The 23,863-nt window shown below is 65.6% G+C and carries 20 protein-coding genes, 1 tRNA gene and 1 pseudogene; 16 read left to right on the forward strand and 6 right to left on the reverse strand.

The genetic code is table 11. The features are described from left to right. The first annotated feature begins 10 nt into the window (after window positions 1-10). Complete coding sequence (gene nusB / locus RLDS_RS41165; protein ID WP_021226264.1) at window positions 11-457, forward strand: transcription antitermination factor NusB; 447 nt, start codon at window positions 11-13, stop codon at window positions 455-457. Here the strand turns inward: nusB and RLDS_RS41170 are convergent, their stop codons facing one another. After that, a complete protein-coding gene (locus tag RLDS_RS41170; RefSeq protein WP_021226265.1) occupies window positions 458-1,408 on the reverse strand; it encodes an alpha/beta hydrolase in 951 nt (316 codons plus the stop codon). Window positions 1,409-1,464: 56 nt separating this feature from the next. Here RLDS_RS41170 and thiL point away from each other — a divergent pair, with 56 nt between their 5' ends. The 14 genes from thiL to RLDS_RS41235 all read left to right on the forward strand — a co-directional run bounded on the left by thiL (window position 1,465) and on the right by RLDS_RS41235 (window position 15,523). Next, entirely contained in the window at window positions 1,465-2,376 is a 912-nt protein-coding gene (gene thiL / locus RLDS_RS41175; RefSeq protein ID WP_021226266.1) for a thiamine-phosphate kinase, read from the forward strand. Between the two features lie 252 nt (window positions 2,377-2,628). After that, window positions 2,629-4,752 carry a sodium-translocating pyrophosphatase gene (locus tag RLDS_RS41180; protein ID WP_021226267.1) on the forward strand — a complete coding sequence of 708 codons (2,124 nt, stop codon included), beginning with the start codon at window positions 2,629-2,631 and terminating at the stop codon, window positions 4,750-4,752. A gap of 157 nt (window positions 4,753-4,909) precedes the next feature. Then, window positions 4,910-6,034 (forward strand): 8-amino-7-oxononanoate synthase, encoded by a 1,125-nt coding sequence (locus RLDS_RS41185; protein WP_021226268.1) that lies wholly within the window; start codon window positions 4,910-4,912, stop codon window positions 6,032-6,034. Then, entirely contained in the window at window positions 6,031-6,645 is a 615-nt protein-coding gene (gene bioD / locus RLDS_RS41190; RefSeq protein ID WP_021226269.1) for a dethiobiotin synthase, read from the forward strand. The genes RLDS_RS41185 and bioD overlap by 4 nt, the downstream gene beginning before the upstream one ends. A gap of 106 nt (window positions 6,646-6,751) precedes the next feature. Next, window positions 6,752-8,824: a M13 family metallopeptidase gene (locus tag RLDS_RS41195; protein ID WP_021226270.1), complete on the forward strand. Its 2,073-nt coding sequence runs from the start codon at window positions 6,752-6,754 to the stop codon at window positions 8,822-8,824. A gap of 193 nt (window positions 8,825-9,017) precedes the next feature. Then, complete coding sequence (locus RLDS_RS41200) at window positions 9,018-9,458, forward strand: DUF4168 domain-containing protein (RefSeq protein WP_021226271.1); 441 nt, start codon at window positions 9,018-9,020, stop codon at window positions 9,456-9,458. 129 nt (window positions 9,459-9,587) lie between these two features. Next, window positions 9,588-11,411, forward strand: a complete 1,824-nt coding sequence (locus tag RLDS_RS41205) for a cation:proton antiporter (protein ID WP_021226272.1) — start codon at window positions 9,588-9,590, stop codon at window positions 11,409-11,411. Next, window positions 11,408-12,055 carry an OmpA family protein gene (locus RLDS_RS41210; RefSeq protein ID WP_021226273.1) on the forward strand — a complete coding sequence of 216 codons (648 nt, stop codon included), beginning with the start codon at window positions 11,408-11,410 and terminating at the stop codon, window positions 12,053-12,055. Before RLDS_RS41205 ends, RLDS_RS41210 begins: the two co-directional genes overlap by 4 nt. A 32-nt stretch (window positions 12,056-12,087) precedes the next feature. Continuing rightward, window positions 12,088-13,377, forward strand: coding sequence for an adenosylmethionine--8-amino-7-oxononanoate transaminase (locus RLDS_RS41215; RefSeq protein WP_021226274.1), 1,290 nt, complete (start codon window positions 12,088-12,090; stop codon window positions 13,375-13,377). Window positions 13,378-13,436: 59 nt separating this feature from the next. Continuing rightward, complete coding sequence (gene infA, locus RLDS_RS41220; RefSeq protein WP_003049127.1) at window positions 13,437-13,655, forward strand: translation initiation factor IF-1; 219 nt, start codon at window positions 13,437-13,439, stop codon at window positions 13,653-13,655. Between the two features lie 8 nt (window positions 13,656-13,663). Continuing rightward, window positions 13,664-14,233: a Maf family protein gene (locus RLDS_RS41225; protein ID WP_021226275.1), complete on the forward strand. Its 570-nt coding sequence runs from the start codon at window positions 13,664-13,666 to the stop codon at window positions 14,231-14,233. Then, window positions 14,226-15,215 carry a hypothetical protein gene (locus RLDS_RS41230; RefSeq protein WP_021226276.1) on the forward strand — a complete coding sequence of 330 codons (990 nt, stop codon included), beginning with the start codon at window positions 14,226-14,228 and terminating at the stop codon, window positions 15,213-15,215. The genes RLDS_RS41225 and RLDS_RS41230 overlap by 8 nt, the downstream gene beginning before the upstream one ends. Continuing rightward, window positions 15,205-15,399, forward strand: coding sequence for a DNA gyrase inhibitor YacG (locus tag RLDS_RS55335; RefSeq protein ID WP_084514811.1), 195 nt, complete (start codon window positions 15,205-15,207; stop codon window positions 15,397-15,399). The genes RLDS_RS41230 and RLDS_RS55335 overlap by 11 nt, the downstream gene beginning before the upstream one ends. 48 nt (window positions 15,400-15,447) lie before the next feature. Continuing rightward, window positions 15,448-15,523: transfer RNA gene (locus tag RLDS_RS41235), tRNA-Phe, on the forward strand. 157 nt (window positions 15,524-15,680) lie between these two features. On the opposite strand, the pseudogene RLDS_RS0128245 reads toward RLDS_RS41235, so the two are convergent. The 5 genes and pseudogenes from RLDS_RS0128245 to kdpF all read right to left on the reverse strand — a co-directional run. After that, window positions 15,681-16,358 (reverse strand): annotated as a pseudogene (locus RLDS_RS0128245) (response regulator); the annotation flags it as partial. A 10-nt stretch (window positions 16,359-16,368) separates the two neighbouring features. Further along, a complete protein-coding gene (gene kdpC, locus RLDS_RS41240; RefSeq protein WP_021226278.1) occupies window positions 16,369-16,953 on the reverse strand; it encodes a potassium-transporting ATPase subunit KdpC in 585 nt (194 codons plus the stop codon). An 11-nt stretch (window positions 16,954-16,964) separates the two neighbouring features. Further along, window positions 16,965-18,992: a potassium-transporting ATPase subunit KdpB gene (kdpB, locus tag RLDS_RS41245; protein WP_021226279.1), complete on the reverse strand. Its 2,028-nt coding sequence runs from the start codon at window positions 18,990-18,992 to the stop codon at window positions 16,965-16,967. A 9-nt stretch (window positions 18,993-19,001) separates the two neighbouring features. Further along, window positions 19,002-20,705: a potassium-transporting ATPase subunit KdpA gene (gene kdpA / locus RLDS_RS41250; protein ID WP_021226280.1), complete on the reverse strand. Its 1,704-nt coding sequence runs from the start codon at window positions 20,703-20,705 to the stop codon at window positions 19,002-19,004. 11 nt (window positions 20,706-20,716) lie between these two features. Further along, window positions 20,717-20,806, reverse strand: a complete 90-nt coding sequence (gene kdpF / locus RLDS_RS41255) for a K(+)-transporting ATPase subunit F (protein WP_021226281.1) — start codon at window positions 20,804-20,806, stop codon at window positions 20,717-20,719. A 259-nt stretch (window positions 20,807-21,065) separates the two neighbouring features. Between kdpF and RLDS_RS41260 the strand changes: the two genes are divergently transcribed. Beyond that, window positions 21,066-23,732: a sensor histidine kinase gene (locus RLDS_RS41260; RefSeq protein WP_031298227.1), complete on the forward strand. Its 2,667-nt coding sequence runs from the start codon at window positions 21,066-21,068 to the stop codon at window positions 23,730-23,732. Window positions 23,733-23,863: the final 131 nt, after the last annotated feature.

The raw sequence follows: 23,863 nt of genomic DNA on the forward strand, positions 1-23,863 counted from the left end.
ATCTAGGCGTATGAACGACCGCTCCAAATCCCGCTCCGCCGCGCGCCTTGCCGCGGTCCAGGCGCTTTACCAGCTGGAAATGGAGGGCACGCCGCTCGCCAGCCTGCTGCATGAATTCCACCAGCATCGCCTGGGCGCGACCATCGAGGACGTGACCTATGCGCAGGCGGAGGAAAGCTTCTTCGACGATATCGTGACGGGCGTGGACAAGCGCCGGGCGGAGATTGACGGGCTGGTCGCCGCGCGGCTGTCGAGCGGCTGGTCGATGGATCGGCTGGACAAGCCGATGCGCCAGATTTTGCGCGCGGGCACCTATGAATTGCTGGCGCGCAAGGATGTCGGCACCGGCACGGTCATCAGCGAATATGTCGATGTCGCCCACGCCTTTTACGACAAGCGCGAAGCCGGGTTCGTCAACGGCCTGCTCGACGGCGTGGCGAAGGACGTGCGCGGCTGATCAGCGGTCAGGCCGCGCGAGCAGGAACAGCAGCGGAATATCCACTCGCTCGCTCCAGGCGCGCTCGTCATGGGCGGTGCCGGTGAAGGTCCTGCTCTGGAAGGCGGGGCCGATCCGCCAGCCGCGCCGGGCAAGAACCGACTCCATCGCGCGCGCGAAGGGCGGGTAATAGCGGTCGAGCGTGGCTGTGCCATGATCGATATAGAGGCGGTTGACGGCCGGATCGACGCCGCTGTCCTGCAACCAGGCGGAAAAGGCCGCCGCCACGATGGCGGGGGCATCGGCCGGCACATCCCCAGCGACGCCTGCTCCGACCAGCGGCCAGTGAACCGATAGCGCGGCGGCCTGGCCGAAGATGTGAGGATAGCGCCCCAGCGCATAGAGCGAGATCAGCCCGCCCATGGACGATCCCATGATCGCGGTGTCGTCGCGGCCGGGCAGGGTGCGATAGTCGCGGTCGATGCGGGGCTTGAGTTCCTCGACGATGAACCGCAGATAGGCGTCCGACAGCGGTTCGCCGCCATGGCTGTCGCGCACCATGCGGGCATAGGCTGCGGGCAGCCGGTCATAGACGCCCTTTGGCATATATTCGCGGTAGCGCGCGTCCGTGCTCGCCATGCCGACGATGATGGCGGGGCGGCCGGCCCGAAGCATGGACAGCCGCGCCACCGCTTCGTCCATGCCCCATTCGACGCCGAAATTGGCCGCTGTGGCGTCGAACAGATTCTGCCCGTCATGCATGTAGAGGACCGGGTAGCGCCGCGCGCCCGCGTCATAGCCTGGCGGCAGCCAGATGGTGATGGTGCGCGGCGCGACGAAGGCCGACGGCATGTCCGCGATGGTGACGATCCGCCCGGTCGAGGGCGTCTGCGCATTTCCCGTCCCGGCGCACAGAGCATTCAGCCACAGGGCGCTCAACCACAGGGCGAAAAGCCCGATCCAGCGCATCATCCGCCCTCCTCCTTCGCCATGGTCTTGTCGCTCCCCATGCCCTAGAATGGCATCCCATGTCCGACGAATACGAATTCCTGACATTGCTACGAAGCCGTATCGTGCACGACGGCGCGCGCGGACTGATGGACGACGTGGCGGTGCTGCCCCTTGGCGAGACGCGCCTCGTCCTCACCAGCGACACGATCGTGGAGGGGGTGCATTATCTGCCCGCCGATCCGCCTGCCGACATTGGCTGGAAGCTGGCGGCGGTGAACCTGTCGGACCTGGCGGCCAAAGGGGCGCGGCCTGTGGGGTGCATGCTCAACTATGCGCTGTCGGGCGACGCGGCGTGGGACGCGGCCTTTCTTGGCGGGTTGCACGACATGCTGGACCGCCACGCCATGCCGCTGCTGGGCGGCGACACTGTCAAAATGCCGGCGGGGTCGGCGCGCAGCTACAGCCTGACCGCCATGGGGGAATCGCGCGGCGTGGTGCCCAGCCGCGCCGGCGCGCAGGCGGGGGATCGGCTCTATGTGACAGGACCGGTGGGCGACGCAGGGATAGGCCTGGACCTGGCCCGCGCCGATCCGGCGGCGTCGGGTCCGCTGGTCGACGCCTATCGCCGGCCGCGTCCGCGCCTGTCCGAAGGCATGCTGCTCGCGCCGGTGGTCAGCGCGATGATGGACCTGTCGGACGGGCTGCTGATCGACGCGGCGCGCATGGCGCAGGCCAGCCAGGTCGCGATCACCATCGATCATGTCCCGCTGTCACCGGCGCTGGAAAAGGCGCGCGGCGCGAGCACCGCCGTCCAGATGGCGGCGGCACGGGCGGGCGATGACTATGAACTGCTCTTTACCCTGCCGCGCGGCGTCGCCCCGCCTGTGCGTGCTATCCCCATCGGCCATGTGTCGTCCGGCGCTGGCCTGACGCTGATGATCGACGGCGCGGCCATGCCGCTGCCCGAAAGACTTGGCTGGGAACATTGACCCAGAGCATCGGCGGCCGGTTGCGCAACGTTCCGCGACCATCTTGACGCGCGCCATCGCGCCTGTAGCTTGATCGCTGCCTATTTCTCAGTTGGTTGGAAGGCACGTGCCATGCGTGACGCCCGATGCTGATTGACGCGGTGCCAGATGCCGAACGCCTTTTGTCCGGCCGCCCGCCCTTGCGCCCTTCGTCCGCCCGTCATTCCCTGCGGAGCGGCCGATGACAGCAACAACAGGGGGAGAGGATCAAGCATGGAGATAGTCTTTATCGCCATAGGATGCGGCCTGCTGGCCGTGCTCTACGGCCTTTTCACCGCGCGGCAGGTGCTGGCCGCGTCGCCGGGAAACGCCACGATGCAGGCGATCGCAGGGGCGATCCAGGAAGGGGCGAAGGCCTATCTGGGGCGGCAATATAGCACCATTGCCGTCGTCGGCGTCGTCGTCGCTGTCCTGGTCGCGCTGTTCCTGGGGCTGACGTCCGCGATCGGGTTCCTGATCGGCGCGATCCTGTCGGGCGCGGCCGGTTTCATCGGCATGACCATTTCGGTGCGGGCCAATGTGCGCACCGCCGAAGCGGCGCGCGGATCGTTGCAGAGCGGCCTGACCGTCGCCTTTCGCGCGGGCGCGATCACCGGGATGCTGGTGGCGGGGCTGGCGCTGCTGGCGATCAGCGGCTTTTTCTGGTTCCTGACCGGGCCGGCAGGCCATGCGCCCGACGACCGGCTGGTCATCGATTCGCTGGTCGCCTTGGCCTTTGGCGCGTCGCTCATCTCCATCTTCGCGCGGCTGGGCGGCGGCATCTTCACCAAGGCGGCCGACGTCGGCGCGGACCTGGTAGGCAAGGTGGAGGCGGGCATACCCGAGGATGACCCCCGCAACCCCGCCGTCATCGCGGACAATGTCGGCGACAATGTGGGCGATTGCGCCGGCATGGCGGCCGACCTGTTCGAAACCTATGTCGTGACCGTCGGCGCGACGATGGTTCTGACCGCGCTGCTGGTGACGGGCGTGGACAATGCATTCCTGATGAAGCTGATGGGCCTGCCGCTGATCGTCGGGGGATTGTGCATCATCACGTCGATCATCGGCACCTATATGGTGCGGCTGGGCCGGTCGCAGTCGATCATGGGCGCGCTCTACAAGGGCTTCTGGACCACCGCCATCCTGTCGATTCCTGCCATCTATCTCGCGACCAACTGGGTGCTGGGGGATATGACCACGGTGTTCGGCGCCGATCTGGACGGTGTTGGCGGTTATAGCGGCATGGCGCTGTTCTGGTCGATGATGGTGGGGCTGGGCGTCACTGCGCTGATCGTGTGGATCACCGAATATTATACCGGCACCAATTACCGCCCGGTCCGCTCCATCGCCAAGGCGTCAGAAACCGGCCACGGCACCAATGTCATCCAGGGGCTGGCGGTCAGCCTGGAGGCGACCGCGCTGCCGACGCTCGTGATCGTCGTCGGCATCATCCTGGCCTATCAGGCGGCAGGGCTGATAGGCATCGCCTTTGCCGCGACCGCGATGCTGGCGCTGGCGGGCATGGTGGTGGCGCTCGACGCCTATGGCCCGGTTACGGACAATGCCGGGGGCATCGCCGAAATGAGCCATATGGACGAGACGGTGCGGGTGAAGACCGACGCGCTGGATGCGGTCGGCAATACGACCAAGGCGGTGACGAAGGGCTATGCCATCGGGTCGGCGGGGCTGGCGGCGCTGGTGCTGTTCGGCGCCTATACCGAGGATCTGAAATTCTATAATTCGGCGCTGGGCCTGACCGCGCCGGTCGATTTCAGCCTGTCCAACCCCTATGTGATCGTCGGGCTGCTGCTGGGCGCGCTGCTCCCCTATCTCTTCGGTGCGATGGGGATGACGGCGGTCGGTCGCGCGGCGGGGCATGTGGTGAAGGATGTGCGCCACCAGTTCGCCACCGACCATGGCATATTGCGCGGCGAATCGCGGCCCAATTATGCGCGCACGGTCGATCTGGTCACGCGCGCCGCGATCCGCGAAATGATCCTGCCCAGCCTGCTGCCGGTGCTGGCCCCGATCATCGTCTATTTCGCGATCGCGGCGGTGGCGGGCATCGACAATGGCTTTGCCGCACTGGGTGCGTTGCTGTTGGGCGTGATCGTGTCCGGGCTGTTCGTCGCCCTGTCGATGACGTCGGGGGGCGGCGCATGGGACAATGCCAAGAAATATATCGAGGACGGCAATCATGGCGGCAAGGGCAGCTTTGCCCATCTCGCCGCGGTGACGGGCGACACGGTGGGCGATCCCTACAAGGACACCGCCGGTCCCGCGGTCAACCCGATGATCAAGATCACCAACATCGTTGCGCTGCTATTGCTCGCCGCGCTGGCGCATGGGGGATGATCGGCTAGGCTGACTGGCATAGGCCTGTATTGGCCGACCGTGCCGGCTCCGTTCCGCCAGCGGGGCCGGCATGTTTCTATGGCCGGTCTCGCATCCTTGCTGCACCTGCGCAGCGGCTTGCTTGCCCCCCTTTCCGGGCGCGCCTATAGCCCGCGCCATGACTGCCGAACCCTTCCGGTCCCAGCTTGCCGCGCTGGAACAGCGCGGACGCCTGCGCCGGCTTTCACCCCGCGCCGGTCGCGATTTCGCCTCCAACGATTATCTCGGCCTTTCCAGCGACCCGATGATCGCGCAGGCGGTGGCCGATGCAGTCGCGCGGGGCGTGCCGCTGGGATCGGGCGGATCGCGACTGCTGCGCGGCAATGCGCCCGAACATGAAGGGCTGGAGGCGAAGGCGGCCGACTTTTTCCGCACCCAGGCGGCGCTGTTCCTGGCCAATGGCTATGTCGCCAATCTGGCGTTGCTGTCGGCGCTGCCACAGCGCGGCGACCTGATCGTGGCGGACGAACTGGTGCATGCCAGCGTCCATGACGGCATCCGCATGAGCAAGGCGAGCGCGGTGTTCGCGCGCCACAATGACGTGCAGAACTTTGCCGACCTGATCGCCGCCTTTCGCGCCGAAGGGGGCAAGGGCCGGGTGTGGATCGCGGTGGAAACGCTCTATTCCATGGAAGGCGACATGGCGCCGCTGGCGGACCTGGCAAAGCTCGCCGCCCGGCATGAAGCGATGCTGCTGCTGGATGAAGCCCATGGCACCGGCGTCTTCGGCCCGTCCGGCCGTGGTCTGTCGGCGGGTCTGGACGGGCTGCACAATGTCGTGACGCTGCACACCTGCGGCAAGGCGATGGGCGCGGAGGGCGCGCTGATCTGTGGCCCGCGCATCCTGATCGACTATCTGGTCAATCGCGCCCGGCCCTTCATCTATTCGACCGCGCCCTCGCCATTGATGGCGGTCGCCGCCGCCGCCGCGATCGACCGCATCGAGGCGGCGGACAATCGCCGCGACCGGCTGGCGACGCTGCGCCAGGATGCGGCGGAAGCGATCTGCGCGCCGCTCGGCCTGTCGCGCCCGCGCAGCCAGATCATCCCCGTCATATTGGAGGATGACGCCCGCACCATGGCGACCGCCGCCGCCTTGCAGGAGGCAGGGTTCGACGTGCGCGGCATTCGCCCGCCCACCGTGCCGGCGGGGACCAGCCGGCTGCGCATTTCGCTCAGCCTCAACGTCGGTCGCAACGATGTGCTGGCGCTGGGCGAGCTGTTGCGCAGTCACGTCGCATGACCATCTTCATCGTGACGGGAACCGATACCGGCATTGGCAAGACCGTGTTCGCCGCCGGCCTGGCCGGCGCGCTGGGCGCCTGTTACTGGAAGCCGATCCAGGCCGGCGTCGATCCGGAAGGCGACAAGGAAACCGTCGCCGCCCTGTCCGGCCTGCCGGCCGAACGCATATTGCCCGAAGCCTACCGGCTGGCGACGCCGGCATCGCCCCATCTTGCCGCGCGGATCGACGGGGTGGACATTCGGCTCGACCGGCTGGCGCTGCCGCGCGTCGACGGGCCGCTGGTGGTCGAAGGGGCGGGCGGGCTGATGGTGCCCATCAGCGAAACGATGCTGATGATCGACCTGTTTGCCCATTGGGGCCAGCCGGTCATCCTGTGCGCGCGCACCGCCCTTGGCACCATCAACCACAGTTTGCTCAGCATCGAAGCGTTGCGCGCCCGCGACGTGCCGATTGCCGGCATCGCCTTCATTGGCGACGAACATGCCGAAAATGAACGGATCATTCCCGCGCTGGGCAAGGTGGCGGCGCTGGGCCGGTTGCCGATGCTGGCCGAGATGACGCCGGACGCTCTGGCGCACGCCTTTGCCGGGCACATCAACCTGCCATAATTTTCGACCAACGACATGGACAAGCCTGTTGCACGGGCGTTCAAGTCCCGCTCATGCCGGGTGTGCCACAGGCGCGCCCAGTTTATGCCAAGCAAGGGACGCTTTGATGACCAAATATATTCTGGGGGCCGCCGTCAGCGCGCTTGCCCTGGCCGCGACTGCGGCCCATGCCGATCAACCCGCGACCGTGGCCCATGCCGATCAGGCCGCGACGCCGGCCGCTGTATCGTCCACCACCGCGAAGCCGACTTATGGCAGCTATGGCTTCGACGAAAGCGGCATGGATAGGTCGGTCAAGCCGGGCGACGATTTCTACGACTATGCCAATGGCACCTGGGCGAAGAACACGCCTATTCCGGCCGACAAGTCCAACTATGGCGCGTTCAATATCCTGGACGACCTGTCGCGCGAACGCACCAAGGGGATATTGGAGGCTGCGCAGACCGATCCTAACAGCAAGATCGGCAATGCCTATGCCGCCTATATGAACAAGGCTGCGGTCGAGGCGAAGGGCATGGCGCCGATCAAGCCATGGCTGGCCGAAATCGAGGCGGTGAAGGATCGCGCCGGCTATGCCAAGGTTGCGGCGAAAGCAGCGCGCGCCGGCATTCGCGGACCGTTCCGATTCTATGTCGGACAGGATGACAAAGATCCTGAAACCTACATCCTCTCGATGATGCAAGGGGGGCTTGGCCTGCCCGATCGCGACTATTATCTCGACCAGGGCGAGAAGATGGCGGCGATCCGCACCGCCTATGTCGCCCATCTGGAAAAGATGCTGACCCTGGCCGGCCAGAGCGACGCAAAGGCGCGCGCCGCCGCGTTGATGGCGTTCGAAACGGAGATCGCCAAGGTCCATTGGACCCAGATCGACAGCCGCGACGCCGACAAGACCTATAACAAGATGACGCTGGCGCAGCTGGAGCAGGCCGCGCCGGGCTTCGACTTTGCGGGCTATTATGCCGCGAATAACCTCAAGCCGACGAGCCTGCTGGTCGCGCAGCCCAGCGCCATTACCGGCGAAGCGGCGCTGATCGCCAAGGCGCCGATGCAGGTGCTCAAGGACGGGTTGCTGCTGTCCAGCCTGCATGCCTATGCCGATTATCTGCCCGATACGGTCGCCGACGCGGATTTCGCCTTTTACGGCACCACCCTGTCGGGCACGCCCGAGCGCGAGGAACGCTGGAAGCGCGGCGTCACCTTCCTCAAGGAATCGCTGGGCGAGGAAGTCGGCAAAATCTACGTCGCCAAATATTTTCCGCCCGAAACCAAGGCGGCGATGGATGACCTCGTCAAGAATGTGCTCGCCGCCATGGGCCGCCGCATCGACGCGCTGCCCTGGATGAGCGATACGGCCAAGGCGCGCGCGCACAAGAAGCTGGCGGCCTTCACGCCCAAGATCGGCTATCCCGACAAATGGCGCGATTATTCGGGGCTGGACATCAAGCGCGACGACCTGCTCGGCAATGCGATGCGCTCCAACGCCTTCGAGTTCGACTATAATATCGGCAAGCTCGGCAAGCCCATCTATCGCTGGGAATGGGGCATGACCCCGATGGAGATCAACGCCTATGCCAATTTCGGCATGGTGGAAATCGTCTTCCCGGCTGCCATCCTGCAACCGCCCTTCTTCGATCCCAAGGCGGACCCGGCGGTCAATTATGGCGGCATCGGCGCGGTGATCGGCCATGAACTCAGCCATCATTTCGACGACCAAGGCGCGAAATATGACGAGACGGGCAAGCTCAACCAGTGGTGGACCGACCAGGATGTCGCCAATTTCAAGGCGCTGACCGACAAGCTGGTCAAGCAATATGATGCCTATGAGCCCTTCCCCGGCGCGCATGTGAAGGGCGCTTTCACGCTGGGCGAGAATATCGGCGACCTGGGCGGTCTGGCGGTCGCGCTGGACGCCTATCATGCCTCGCTGGGCGGCAAGAAGGCGCCGGTGATCGACGGCATGACCGGCGATCAGCGTTTCTTCCTGGGCTGGGCGCAAGTGTGGCGGCGCAATTACCGCGAAGCCAATCTGCGTCAGCGGCTGGTCACGGACCCGCACGCGCCGTCGCAATATCGCACCGACATCGTGCGCAATTTCGATGCCTGGTATGACGCGTTCAAGCCGTCGCCCAATGGCAAAATCTATCTGACGCCGGAAAATCGCGTGAAGATCTGGTAAGAATAAAGACGGCCGGCGGAGACATTCGCCGGCCTTGTCCATGATTTTGCGCCGACAGGCCGTGACAAAAAAAGGGTCGGCTGAATGGAACCGGGCAGTCGTCTATCGGATGGCTCGATTCAGCCAAAAGGGTCTTTCCTCCCCTGCATGCTTCACCCATTTTATTTGGGTAATGACATGCAGGAGACTGAACATGAAGGGTCTGATCCAATCCCGTTTGACCAAGGCTGGTCTTATGTCGGCCGCTTTTCTGGCCGCCACCCCGCTTTATGCGCAGATGAGCCCGGCGGCTCCCGCAGAGCCAGCTGCGCCTGCGGCGACACCCGCGCCCGCGGCTGGCGCAGGCAACTTCACGGACGCAGAAATCAAGCAATTTGCCGCCGCGGCCGTCGAAGTGACGAAAATTCAGCAGGACAGCACGATTTCGGCAGCGGACAAGCAGCCCAAGATGCTGGCCGCGGTGCAATCGTCCGGCCTTCCCCCCGAAAAGTTCAACCAGATCGGGCAGGCCGCAGCGGCCGACCCTGCGCTTCAGCAGCGTATCCAGGCATCGGCACCCGCCGCGCCTGCAGCCCCGGCCGCACCGGACGCGGGCGCGATGCAACCTGCCGAGCCGGCCCAGCCGCCGCAATAAGCCACGGGGCATAGCAGAGCAGGAGGGCAGTTCCCGAAAGGGGCTGCCCTTTTTATGTATTTGGCGCACGAAATTGGTTCCCGATCCGAGCGAAAATATCGGGGGTGACGGCGACGATCCAGTCTGATTATGCTCCGCGCCATGCATGACCAGGCCCTATCCATTGCGCTGATCGGAATCTTCGGCATCGGCGCCCAATGGATCGCCTGGCGCACCGGCTGGCCCGCCATCGCGCTGATGCTGGCGGCCGGTGTCATCAGCGGGCCGGTGCTGCATCTCATCAATCCCGAACATGTGTTTGGCGAGTTGCTGGAACCGATGGTGTCGGTGGCCGTCGCGCTGATCCTTTTCGAAGGGGGGCTGAGCCTCAATTTTCGCGAATTGCGCAAGACCGACGGCGCGGTCACGCGGCTGGTCCTGCTGGGTGCGCCGATCGGCTGGATATTGGGGGCGGTCGCCTGCTTCTATGTCGCGGGCCTGGTGTGGCCGGTGGCCATATTATTCGCCGGCATTTTGGTGGTGACAGGGCCGACGGTGGTGCTGCCGCTGCTGCGCCAGTCCAATGTCGCGGCGCGACCGCGCGCGATCCTGAAATGGGAAGCGATCGTCAACGATCCGGTCGGCGCGCTGCTGGGCGTCGTGACCTATGAATATCTGCGGCGCGCTGGGGAAGGCGGTTCGCTCGCCTCGGTCATCTTCGCGCTGGTCGCGGCGGCGGTGGTCGCGGGCCTGATCGGCTGGCTGGCGGCGAGGGCGCTTGGATGGGCCTTCCCGCGCGGTCATGTGCCCGAATATCTGAAGGCGCCCGTCCTGCTGGTCGCGGTGATCGGCGTCTTCGTCCTTTCCAATGCGATCCAGCAGGAAACCGGGCTGCTGGCGGTCACGATCATGGGCGTGGCGCTCGCCAATATGCGGCTTGATTCCCTGCGCGACATTCAGCCGTTCAAGGAGAATGTCACTGTCCTGCTGATATCGGGCGTGTTCGTCATCCTGTCCGCCTCGCTGGATTTCGAGGCGCTGCGCCAGTTCGAATGGCGCTTCCTGGCCTTCCTGCTGGTGCTGATGTTCCTGGTGCGGCCCGCGACCGTGCTGATCAGCCTGGCCTTCACCAAGGTCCCCTGGAACGAGCGGCTGCTGGTCGCCTGGATCGCGCCGCGCGGTATCGTCGCGGTGGCGATTTCCGGCCTGTTCGCGCTGCGGCTCGATCGGCTGGGCTATAGCGACGGGTCGATCCTGGTGACATTGTCCTTTGCCGTGGTGGTGGCGACCATATTGTTCCACGGCTTTTCGATCCGACCGGTGGCGCGATTGCTCAAGGTGACGGGCGCGGCCGAGCGCGGCCTGCTGATCGTCGGGGCCACGCCGTTCAGCCTGGAGCTGGCGACGCAGTTGCGGCAGCTGGAAGTGCCGGTGACGATCGCGGACAATAGCTGGCAGCGCCTGTCCCCTGCGCGCCACGCCGGCATTCCCACCTATCATGGCGAGATTTTGTCGGAGGCGACGGACGAACGGCTGGACCTCGCGCAATTTCAGGTGCTGGCCGCAACCACCGACAATGAAGCCTATAATGCGTTGGTCTGCACCGAGTTCGCGCCGGAAGTCGGCCGCGACAATGTGTATCAGCTGGGCGACGCGAGCAATGACGAGGACCCGCGCGCCTTGCCCGAATCGCTGCGCGGCCGGGCGCTGTTTTCCGCCGGCCATGGCGTGGAGGACATCATCCAGCGCGAGGAGCAGGGCTGGACCTTCCGCAAGACGCGCATCAGCGAGCAGTTCGATTTCGATGCGGCCAAAGCGTCCCTGTCCGAAGGCGGCGACATGCTGCTGTTGCTGCGCAAAAGCGGCGCGCTGCGCTTCTTCACCCATGCGTCGCGGCCGACGCCGCAACCGGGCGACACCATCCTGACCTATGTGCCGCCGTCCAAGCCGAAGCCGAAAGGAGAGGATGAATGACAAGACTGGCTCCAGCCCTCCTGCTGCTGGGCGCATTATGTGCCTGTCAGCCGCCCGAGGCGACTGATCCGGCCAATGGGACCAATGCTGCGGTCGACGATGCCGACAATGCGGTTTCGGTGATGGCGGGCGCCAATGAAAGCGCAAATGCCGCAGAGCCGCAGCGGTCCATCCTGCGCCCCGAAGTGGCCGAGCCGGAAGAGCCGCCCAAGATCGAGCCGGCGCAGGCGGTGATCGGCTTTGGCGAAACACCGATGAAGCTGGATGACGCCGCCCGGCAGGCGCTCGACGCGCTGATCGCCACACCGGCGATGACGGCTGGCGGCCCCATCACGCTGCGGGGCCACAGCGATTCGCGCGGGGCCGATGGCGACAACAAGGTCGCCTCCCGTAAGCGAGCCGAACTGGTGCGCGATTATCTGGTCGAAAAGGGCGTGGCCAAGGACCGCATCACTCTCATCGCCATTGGCGAAGGCCGGCCGGTTGCGCCCAATGTCCGGGAAGACGGCAGCGACGACCCCGAAGGCCAGGCGAAGAATCGCCGCGTGGAGGTGACGGTCGCCCTGCCCAGGGTGGTGGTCCCGCCGCCGGTCGCGCCCAACGCCGCCAATCCTGCGCCCAAAGCTGCCCTCAAGTCGCCATAGTCTTCATCCGGACCTTGGATTAAGGGGCGTCCATGACCTCTCCTGTCTGGCACCCCTTTTTCCAGCATGGCCTCAACGAAGCCATACCCCATGTGGTTCGCGCCGAAGGCGCGCTGCTGCATTTGGCCGATGGTTCGACGCTGATCGACGCCATTTCCAGCTGGTGGGTGACGACGCACGGCCATTGCCATCCCCGCATCGCTGCCGCCATCGCGCAGCAGGCCGGGACGCTCGATCAACTGATCTTTGCCGGCTACACCCACGAACCGGCCGAAGAGGTGGCGCGGGGCCTGATTGCGTTGGCACCCCGCGCGGATGACCAGCCGAAACTGGCGCATGTCTTCTATTCCGACAGCGGCTCCACGGCGGTCGAAGTCGCGCTCAAGATGGCGCTCGGCTATTGGCATAATCTGTCGCTGGACGGGGCGGCGCAGGCGCGCAGCCGCATTCTGGTGCTGGACCATAGCTATCATGGCGACACGATCGGCGCGATGTCGGTGGGGGAACGGGGCGTCTATAATGCCGCCTGGACCCCGCTGCTGTTCGACGTCGACACCATCCCCTTTCCGGCGCCGGGACGGGAACAGGCGTGCCTGGATGCGCTGGAGGTCGCCTGCGCCCGCCATCCCGCCGCCTTCCTCGTCGAGCCGCTGATCCTTGGCGCGGGCGGCATGTTCGTCTATTCCGCCGAAGTCCTGCGCGAGATGGCCGCCATTTGCCGCCGTCACGGCGTGCTGTTCATCGCGGATGAAGTGATGACGGGGTGGGGGCGGACGGGCACGGTCTTTGCCTGCGAACAGGCTGGGGTCGTTCCGGACATCATGGCGGTGGCGAAGGGGATTACGGGCGGCGCGATTCCATTGGCAGCGACGCTGGCCACCGCGCCTATCTTCGAAGCGCACCGGTCGACCGATCGCGCCCGGCTCTTCTACCATTCGTCCAGCTACACCGCCAACCCGATCGCCTGCGCCGCGGCGGTCGCCAATCTGGCAATCTGGCGCGAGGAAGATGTGCTGGGCCGGATCACGCGATTGGCGCAGGCGATGGCGGATCGACTCGCCGCCCTTGCGCGCCATCGCGCCTTTGCCAATCCCCGTCAGGCCGGCACGATCGTCGCGATCGACCTGGTGACGCCGGACGCGGGCTATCTGTCGGATCTGGCGCCCCGGCTCCGCGCCTTCTTTCTGGAACGTGGCCTCTTGCTTCGGCCGCTGGGCAACACCATTTACCTGATGCCGCCATATTGTCTCGATGCTGATCAGCTCGATAGGATCTTCGCGGCGCTGCATGCTGCCGGCGAAAAATTCGGTTCGCACGCCTGACTTTCATTTTGCACCGTTTAACGCTATGGCGGCGCGATTTTTCGCATATCCGGGATATTATGGCCAAAGAAGAACTGCTTGAAATGCGCGGACAGGTTGTGGAGCTTCTCCCCAACGCCATGTTCCGCGTGCGGCTGGAAAATGATCACGAAATTCTCGGCCACACGGCCGGCAAGATGCGCAAGAACCGCATCCGCGTGCTCGTGGGCGACGAAGTGCTCGTCGAACTCACACCCTACGACCTGACCAAGGGTCGGATCACCTACCGCTTCAAATGACCGGGCCGATGCGGCTCGTGCTTGCCTCCACCTCCCCGCGCCGCCGCGACCTGCTGGCGCGGATCGGGGTGCAGCCTGATCGCGTTGTTGGCCCTCATATTGACGAGAGTCCGCGCAAGGCGGAGCTTCCGCGCGCCTATGCGCTGCGGCTTGCGCAGGAAAAGGCGCAGGCCGTCGAACGCGGGCCTGACGAACTGGTGATCGCGGGCGACACCACGATCGCGCTCGGGCGGCGGATATTGCCGCCGGCTGAAACGGAGGATGTGCAGCGCACGTTGCTCGGCTTGTTGTCGGGACGGCGGCATCATGCCCTGTCGGCCGTGTGTCTTATCGGCCTGGACGGCAAGGCGCGGCTGCGCCTGGCCGATACGGTAGTGGCGTTCAAGCGGCTGACGCCGCGGGACATCGACCGTTATGTCGCCTGTGGCGAAGGGCTGGGCAAGGCCGGAGGCTATGCCATCCAAGGGCGCGCGGAAAGCTTCGTGCGCTTTCTGTCCGGCAGCCATTCGGGCGTCGTCGGCCTGCCGCTCTATGACACGCGCGCGCTCCTCGAATCTGCGGGATACACCTTTGGCTGAATGGCTTTATGAAGAAGGAATTGGCGAGGCGCGGGCCGGGCTGATCGAGCATGGCCGACTGGTCGAGGCGCTGATCGAGCGGGAAACGGACGCTGCGCGCGCTGGCTCTGTCGTACAGGGGCGGTTGATCGCTACCCTTATCCCCAAGAAGCGTGGCGTCGTTCGCCTGCTTTCCGGCGAGGAAGCGCTGCTGGAGCCGATCCCGCCGCGCCTGGCCGAAGGGGCCAATGTGCTGGTCGAAATCCTGCGCGAGGCGATCGCGGAAGAGGGGCGGCCCAAGCGCGCCAAGGCCCGCGTTGCGCCGCCTGGCGTCAAGCCGCATCCCGGCCCCAGCCTGCTCCAGCGCATCCGCGCGACCGGCGTGCCCGTCGTCCCCTGCCCAGCGCATGAGGAGGACCGGCTGGAGGCGCATGGCTGGAGCGAATTGATGGAGGAGGCGATGAGCGGGGAGGTGGGCACCGAAGCGGCCGCCCTGCGCCTTTATCTGACGCCCGCCATGCTGTTGATTGATGTCGACGGTTCCCTGCCCCCCGCGCAACTGGGGCCAAAGGGCGCGAAGCTCGCGGCGCAGACGATCCGGCGCATGGGTCTGAGCGGGTCGATCGGCATCGACCTGCCGACGATGAACAACAAGGACGAGCGGATGATCGCAGCCGCCCAGATCGACAAATATCTGCCGCTGCCCTTTGAACGGACGGCGGTGAACGGCTTTGGCTTCCTGCAGATCATTCGCCGCCGCGAGCGTGCGAATGTGATGGAGTTGCTGCGCGAAAATCCGGTGTTGACGGCTGCGCTGGCCTTGCTGCGCCGGGCTGAGCGGCACGGGACGGGCGGCGCGGCGACGCTGATCGCCGCGCCCGCCGTCATCGACCTGCTGCGCCAGCGGCCCGAGTGGATCGATCTGCTCGCGCGGCGGCGCGGCGGAGAGGTGGGCTTGCGGGCGGACCCGGCCCTGACCATATCGGGCGGCCATGTCGCCTAAACCCGCCACCTGCCCCATTTGCTCGGAGCCCTCCCGGCCCGAAAGCCGTCCCTTTTGCAGTGCGGCCTGCCGCGACCGGGACCTGCTGCAATGGCTGGGCGAGGGGTATCGCGTGGCTGGTCCCCCCGCCGACGACATGCAGCAAAAAAACCGCGACGAAGGGCTGGACAGCCCCTTCGATTGACGCCTATAGGCACGCCTCCAATCGGCGCACGCTTCGCCGAAATCCCGTGCCCGGGTAGCTCAGTTGGTAGAGCATGCGACTGAAAATCGCAGTGTCGGCGGTTCGACTCCGTCCCCGGGCACCATTTGTTTTCATTATACTGAAAACATCGGGGGATCTTAGGAACGCTGCTTTTGGCGCGCGAAATGGCGGTGGGTCCGTTTGCCGTAAAGCGCTCCAGACGCAGTCACCGGACAGACAAGTCTAACGTTCGTAACCGTGCATTGACGAGAGGTCGTCTTGAGCCTGTATCCGACCGCCGGCTCATTCTGGATCAGTGTCGGCCGGGCCGGGTCGGGCTCAAGTTTCTGGCGCAGGTTGCGCACGACGATGCGCAGATAATCGACGCGGCGCTCGTGCGCGGGACCCCAGACGTTGCGCAACAGTTGCGCGTGGCTGATGACGCGGTCGGCCTTCGCGGCCAATTCCGCCAGCACGTCATATTCCTTGGGCGAAAGATGCACCTCCTCGCCACCGCGACGCACGCGTCGATGGGCCAGATCGATCTCCACATCACCGCAGACGACGCGCGCCTGCTCCGTATGGCCTGCGAGCCGGTGGCGAAGCGCGGTGCGGATGCGGGCGAGCAGTTCCTCGGTGTCGAATGGCTTGGTCAGATAATCATCGGCGCCAAGGTCCAACGCCGCGACCTTTTCCGACACGTCCTCGCGCGCCGACACCACGATCAAGGTCGCTTTCGATCGCGCCCTGATCGGCTGGATCAGCTCGATACCGTCGCGGTCGGGCAGGCCGAGGTCGAGCAGCACGGCGTCGGGCTTTTCGATGTCGAGGAGTGCCAGCCCCTCGCGCGCGGTCGCCGCCTCCACCGCGACATGCCCCGCGCGCTGGATGGCGGCGCGCAGCAGGCGGCGGATATGGGCATCATCCTCAATGACGAGCAGCTTGGTAGGCAACGGCATGCCTTCCCTTTTAGGGCCGTCGGCCATCGCGGTCGAGCGCGCGGTTGAGCGCCAGGACATTGACGCGATCCTCGCCCAACAGGCCGAACAGCGGGGTCTCGATATGGTCGCTGACGAGCGCCTCGACTGTCTCGCGCTTTAGCCCGCGCGCCGCTGCGACCCGGTCGATCTGCGCCAACGCCGTGGCGGGGCTGATGTGGGGATCAAGCCCTGATGCCGACGCGGTCACCATGTCCGCCGGTATTGGTTCACCTGACACGCCCGGATTGGCAGCGATATCGGCCTTCACCCGGGTAATCAGCGCCTGCGCGTTGGGACCAAGGTTCGAGCCAGAGGACGCCGCTGCGTCATAGCCCTCGCTCCCCGCCGCCGAGGGCCGCCCGTGGAAGTATCGCGCCTCGGCGAACCGCTGGCCGAGAAGTTCGGAGCCGATGATCCTGCCATTTTCGCGGATCAGGCTGCCGTTCGCCTGATGGGGGAAGAGAAGCTGGCCCGCTCCGGTCAGCGCTGCGGGGTAAGCGAGGCCCAGCAGCAGCGCGAACAGCAGGGTGAGCACCACCGCCGGACGCAGGGCGGATGTGAGATCGTTGAGCATGTTCGTGATCCTCAGGCGAAGGTGAGACCGGAGACGATGACGTCGATGAGCTTGATGCCGATGAACGGCGCGACCAGTCCGCCAAGGCCGTAGACGGCAAGGTTGCGCGCCAGCAGCGGACCCGCAGCCATCGGCCGGTAGGTCACGCCCTTCAACGCCAGCGGCACAAGGCAGGGGATGATGAGCGCGTTGAAGATGATCGCCGACAGGATGGCACTTTCCGGAGATCCCAGCGCCATCACGTTCAGCACGCCCAGCCCCGGATAGAGCGCGACGAAGATCGCGGGGATGATCGCGAAATATTTGGCGACGTCGTTGGCGACTGAAAAGGTCGTGAGCGCGCCACGGGTCATCAGCAGCTGCTTGCCCAACCCGACGATCTCGATAAGTTTGGTGGGGTCGCTGTCGAGATCGACCATGTTCCCCGCCTCGCGCGCGGCCTGGGTGCCCGTGTTCATCGCCACCCCGACGTCGCTTTGCGCCAGCGCCGGGGCGTCGTTGGTGCCGTCGCCGCACATCGCGACCAGCCGCCCACCCGCCTGTTCCTTGCGGATGAGGTCGAGCTTGTCCTCGGGCGTTGCCTCCGCCAGAAAGTCGTCGACGCCCGCTTCGGCCGCGATGGCCGCAGCGGTGAGCGGATTGTCGCCGGTGATCATCACCGTGCGGATGCCCATGCGGCGCAGCTCGGCAAAGCGTTCGCGGACCCCTGCCTTGACAACGTCCTTCAGCGCCACTGCACCCACCACCCGGCCGTCCTTCGCCACCGCCAGCGGAGTCGCACCCGAGCGGGCGATTTTGTCGGTCAGCTCGCGCAGATCGGCGGCAGCGCCGTCGCCGACGCCGGGGTTGGCGCGCAGCACCGAATCGACCGCGCCTTTCTGAATGACGCCATCGGCCATCCGCACGCCCGATATGCGGGTCTGAGCGGTGAAGGGAATGATCTCGGCCCCGGCAGGCAGACTTGGCACCACAATGCCATAGCGTTCGCCGGCCAGCGTGACGATAGAACGACCCTCCGGGGTTTCGTCGGCCTGACTGGCGAGAACCGCAGCGCGGGCAAGGTCTTCGATGCCGACACCGGCCACGGGGTGGAAGGCGCTCGCCTGCCGATCGCCGATCGTGATCGTGCCGGTCTTGTCGAGCAGCAGCACGTCGATGTCGCCCGCCGCCTCTACCGCGCGGCCCGACTTGGCGAGGACGTTGAAGCGCACCAGCCGGTCCATGCCCGCAATCCCGATGGCCGACAGCAGCGCGGCTATGGTGGTGGGAATGAGCGTGATGAGAAGCGCCGCGAGGATCGTGACCGGAATGCTGCCGCCCGCATAGCTTGCAAAACCGGGGATGGTCGCAGTCGCGATCAGGAAGATGATGGTGAGGCCGACGAGCAGGATGGTGAGCGCGATCTCGTTCGGCGTCTTCTGGCGTTCCGCCCCCTCGACGAGTGCGACCATGCGATCGAGAAAGCCCTGGCCCGGCTCCTGCGTGACGCGCACCTTGATCTGGTCGGAAATGACGCGGGTACCCGCCGTCACCGCTGAGCGGTCGCCGCCCGCCTCGCGAATGACCGGCGCGCTTTCGCCGGTGATGGCGCTTTCATTGACGCTGGCTACGCCCTCGATCACCTCGCCATCGGCGGGGATGAGGTCGCCGGTTTCGACCAGCACGACGTCACCACGATCAAGATGCGAGGCACCCACGAGGCTCCATGCGTCCCCGACGCCTGCCAGGCGCTTCGCCCGAAGCTCGGCCTTGGTCGCGCGGAGCGATGCGGCCTGCGCACGGCCTCGCCCTTCGGCCAACGCCTCCGCGAAGGTGCCGAAGAGCACGGTCAGCCAAAGCCAGACGATGAGCTGGATCTGGAAGGAAAGCGACAACCCCTCCCCGCCAAGCGCCAGCAGGACGGTGAGCAACAGGGCCACTACAGCGGTGGTAAAGAGCACCGGATTGCGGATCAGCTGACGAGGATCGAGCTTGCGAAATGAATCGCCGATCGCAGGGATGATCAGGTCGGCGGTGAACAGGCTGGTCTTGGTTGCCATGGGAGTCACTCAGAAGAGCTGGCCGTGGACCATCGCGATATGATCCGCGACAGGCCCCAGCGCGAGCGAAGGGAGGAAGGTGAGCCCGCCGAGGATCAGGATGATCCCGACGAGCAGGCCGACCCACAGCGGCCCCGTCGTGGGGAAGGATCCGGGAGTTTCGGGCGTGTACCTCTTGGCGGCGAGGCTGCCCGCGATGGCGAGGATCGGCACGATCACGAAGAAGCGGCCAAGCCACATCGCAACGCCGAGAAGACCGTTGTAGAAGGGCGTGCCCGCGCTCAGCCCGGCAAAGGCGGAGCCATTGTTGCCGGTCGCGGAACTGAAGGCGTAAAGGATTTCCGAAAAACCGTGCGGCCCCTTGTTAAGCGGCCCCGCCAGGCCATCGGGCAAAATCGATGCCAGCGCCGTGAGGCCGAGGATCGAGAGCGGCAGGATGGCGATGGCGAGCACCGCCAGCTTGACCTCGCGCGCCTCGATTTTCTTGCCGACATATTCCGGGGTACGCCCGACCATGAGCCCCGCGACGAACACCGCGAGGATGGCGAACAGGAGGAAGCCATAGATCCCCGCGCCGACGCCGCCGATGACGACTTCGCCGAGCTGGATGTTGAATAGCGGCACAAGCCCGCCCAATGCGGTGAAGCTGTCGTGCATCGCGTTGACCGCGCCGCAGGACGCGGCGGTGGTGACGGTGGCGAACAGCGCGGAAGCGGCGATGCCGAAGCGGACCTCCTTGCCCTCCATATTGCCACCGGTAATGCCGAGCGCATGGAGATGCGGATTGCCTGCCGCTTCCTGCCAGTAGGCGACACCCGCCCCGACGGTGAACAGGATCAGCATCGCGGCGAGGATCGCCCAGCCCTGGCGGCTATTGCCCACCGCCTTGCCGAAGGTCCATGTCAGCCCGGCGCCGATGGCGAAGATCGACAACATCTGGACGAAGTTGGTAAGCGCGTTGGGGTTCTCGAACGGATGCGCGCTATTGGCGTTGAAGAATCCGCCGCCGTTGGTGCCCAGCATCTTGATCGCCTCCTGCGAGGCGACGGGACCGAGAGGGATCGACTGGCGCGCGCCCTCCAAAGTGGTCGCATCGACGATGCTGGCAAAGGTTTGCGGCACGCCGTTGGCGATGAGGAAGAGCGCGTAGATCAGACAGAGCGGCAGCAGTAGGTAGAGCGTCACCCGCGTGACGTCCGCCCAGAAATTGCCGACTCCGCTCGCCTGCCGCCGGGCAAAGCCACGGAACACCGCGAAAGCGACGGCGATGCCGGTGGCGGCCGACAAAAAGTTGTGAATGGTGAGGCCGAGCATCTGGCTGAGGTTCGACAGCGCCACCTCACCCGAATACCATTGCCAGTTGGTGTTGGTGGTAAAGCTGATCGCCGTGTTGAATGCGCCATTGGCTTCAATGCCCGGCAGGCCGCGTGGGTTCACCGGCAAAACGCCCTGCAGGCGCAGAACCGCATAAGTGAACAGCAGAAGCACGGCATTGAAGACGAGCAGGTGGAGCGCATAGCGCCGCCAGCCCTGCTCGGCATCGGGGTCGATTCTGGCGACGCGGTAGAAACCGCGCTCGACGGAACCCAGCACGGCATGGAGCGGCGTTCGGCGTCCCTCGTAGAGCGCGTAGAGCCAATGGCCCATCGGCTTGGCGAGCGCCGCGACTAGGCCGGCGAAGAGGAGGATGAGGGTCCAGCCCTGGACGGTCATGACGATGGCTTTCAGAACTTCTCGGGCCGGACGAGCGCGACGACGAGATAGATGAGGAGGGCGAGCGCAGTGATGCCGCCGAGCGCAAGGTGGAGGGTCATCGCCTCACGCCCCGTCGCACACACGGACGAAGGCGAGCGTCGCGGCGAAAAGCCCGCCAAGAATGGCGAGCCAGATCAGGTTCTGCATGGCCGTGCTCCGATCGGTTCGGCGCCTCCCGCGGCGCGGGGGCTGTCGGTCCGATCTAGGCGCGGTGGGCGTTAAGTTTCGCCGGTGAATGCTGGGTCAGGCCATTAAGATTGCGTTAGTTTCGTGCTGCCCGGCATTGGCATTGTTTGGCCGCTGCGGCAGGGTCGCGGCATGACAGATCCCGAATCCCGTCCTTCGCCAGAGGCGCTGCTGCGTGCCGCGAGCCGCGAAGGACGCGGGCGGCTCAAGATATTTCTCGGTGCGGCACCCGGCGTGGGCAAAACCTTTGAGATGCTGAGAGAGGGTGCCGAACGTCTGCGCGGCGGGACCGATGTGGTGGTGGCGGTCGTCGAGACGCATGGCCGCGCGGAAACCGAGGCGCTGGTCGCTCCGTTCGAGGTCGTGGCACGCAGCCAGCGCGCATATCGCGGCCATGTGCTGGAGGAGATGGACCTCAACGCAGTGCTCGCGCGACGCCCTGAACTCGCGCTCGTAGACGAGTTCGCGCACAGCAACGTCGATGGCAGCCGCCATCCCAAGCGCTGGCAGGACGTCATGGAGCTGCTCGACGCCGGCATCGACGTCTATACGACACTCAACATCCAGCATGTCGAAAGCCTCAACGATGTTGTCGCCAGCTTCACCCGTGTGCGCGTGCGCGAAACGGTGCCCGACAGCGTGTTCGACGGCGCGGAGATCGAAGTGGTCGATCTGCCGCCCGACGAACTGATCGACCGCCTGAAGGCTGGCAAGGTTTATGTCCCTGCCGAGGCATCGCGCGCGCTCGGCCACTTCTTCTCCAAGCCCAATCTGTCGGCCTTGCGCGAGATGGCGCTGCGCCGTGCCGCGCTCAGCATCGACCGGGCGCTGCTCGATCATCTCGACGCCGGCGCGCTGCCGGGAACCTTCGCGGGCGGCGAACGCGTTCTCGTTGCGGTCAGCGAGCTGCCAGGCTCTGATATATTGGTGCGCTCCGCCAAACGCCTGGCCGATGCGCTCCGAGCGCCGTGGCAGGCCATCCACGTCGAAACGCCGCGTGCGCAACAGTTCTGCGAAGACGAGAAACGCCGCATCGCCGACACGTTGCGCCTTGCCGCCAATCTGGGCGCCACCATCGCGACCGTGCCCGCCGGGAGCGTGACAGAAGGGCTGACTACCCATATCCGCGGCATGCGGGCGACGCAGCTCGTCGTCGGCAAGTCCGAACGAAGCTGGTGGTTCGAGTGGCGCCACGGTTCGGTGGTGAGCGCAATGCTCCGCTTGGGCAACGGGTTGGCGGTGCATGTCGTCCCGGCCGCGGCAGATGGCAGCCGGCCGCCAACCGTACGATCTGCTCCGCACGCATGGGGAGGCAGGACCGCTTATGGCGCGATCGTCGCGCTGATCGGACTGACCGTCGGCCTCGGCAAGCTCGCCGAACCCTGGATCGGCCTTGGTGGCGTCGATCTCTTCTTCCTGCTGCCCGTCATTGTCGCGTCCGCGCGTTACGGGCTTCGTCCGGGTCTTGTCTGCGGACTGGGTGCGGGGCTGGCCTATAATTTCTTCTTCCTGCCGCCCTTGCACACCTTCACTATCGCGGATCCACAGAGCGTCCTCACCCTATTCGTGCTGATCGGCATCGCGGCCTTTACCGCCAATCTCACCGGACAGCTCAAGGCGCGCGCCACCATCGGTGCGCGCGGCGCTCAGGAGAATGCTGCGATCGCGGCATTTGGTCAGGCATTGGCAAAGGCGTCGGACTGGGAAACCACGTCGCGCATCATCTGCGAGGAGGTTTGCCGCCTGCTCGACCTCAGTGTCGTCCTTCTCAACCAGCGCAGCGCGGGGCTCGCCATCGTCGCAAGTTGTCCCGACAAGCCAGGTGAGCTCGACCCGATCAACCGCGCCGCTGCCGACTGGGCGTGGAGCCGGGGCGAGGTCGCGGGTTCCGGTACGGGCACGCTCAGCGCCGCCGACTGGCAATTCCATCCGCTCAAGACGGCGCTGGGCGTTCTGGCCGTGATCGGCATGGCGCGGCCAGACGGACGCGATCCGGTGCGCGCCGACCAGGCTGTGCTGCTTGAAACCTTGCTGGGTCAGGCCGCGCTTGCCCATGAGCGGCTGCGCCTGGAGGACGAAGTGAGGGAAGTCACAGTGCTCAAGGAGCGCGATCGCCTGCGCGCGGCGCTGCTGTCTTCGATCGGGCATGATCTGCGAACGCCGCTGACATCGGTCGCGAGCGCCGTCGAGGCGGCCGGCATCGAGCTTCCGCATGCGCCCACGCTCGCAATCGCGCGGATGGAGGTCGCGAGGCTGAGGCGGTATCTGGATAATCTCGTCGATATGGTTCGGATCGACGCGGGTGCGCTTGAGCTACACCCGGAGCCCATCGACCTGATCGACGCGGTCGCCGGCGCGGTACATGATCTCAAGGAGCTTTTCCGTGGTCGCCACATCAATCTGAAGGTCCCTGTCAATCTGCCCTTCGTCACCGCAGACCCGACGTTGCTCCATCATATTCTGATCAACCTGCTGGCGAACGCGGCGCAGCATGGCGGCGAGGGGGGCAGTATCACGATCGAAGGGCGCCGCACCCCCGACGCGGTCGAACTGTCGATACTCGATGGTGGACCGGGCCTGCCAGTCGGGGAAGAGTCCAGGATATTCGAAACCTTCACACAGGGACGCGGCGGCGACCGCCACGGCGGCAGCGGCCTTGGGCTGGCCATTGTCAAGGGCTTCGCGGATGCGATGGGCGTCCGGGCATCCGCCGCGAACCAGCAGGAGGGCGGTGCGGCGTTTACTCTGCACTTCCCTCGCGGACTTCTGGAAGGCGCTTCGCCAGCCAGTCATGCGTGAGCGTCCTTGATGACGCCAAATGATCTGGACTTGTACCGGATTTGCGCCGGTCGCCTATCTCATTATGCCACTTGTGGACTTGTAACGGATTTGCGCCGGTCACCTGAGCGATTAGAGCTCGCGACAGGAGA

Origin of the sequence: Sphingobium lactosutens DS20 (assembly GCF_000445105.1) — a bacterium.
Taxonomy (GTDB): domain Bacteria; phylum Pseudomonadota; class Alphaproteobacteria; order Sphingomonadales; family Sphingomonadaceae; genus Sphingobium; species Sphingobium lactosutens.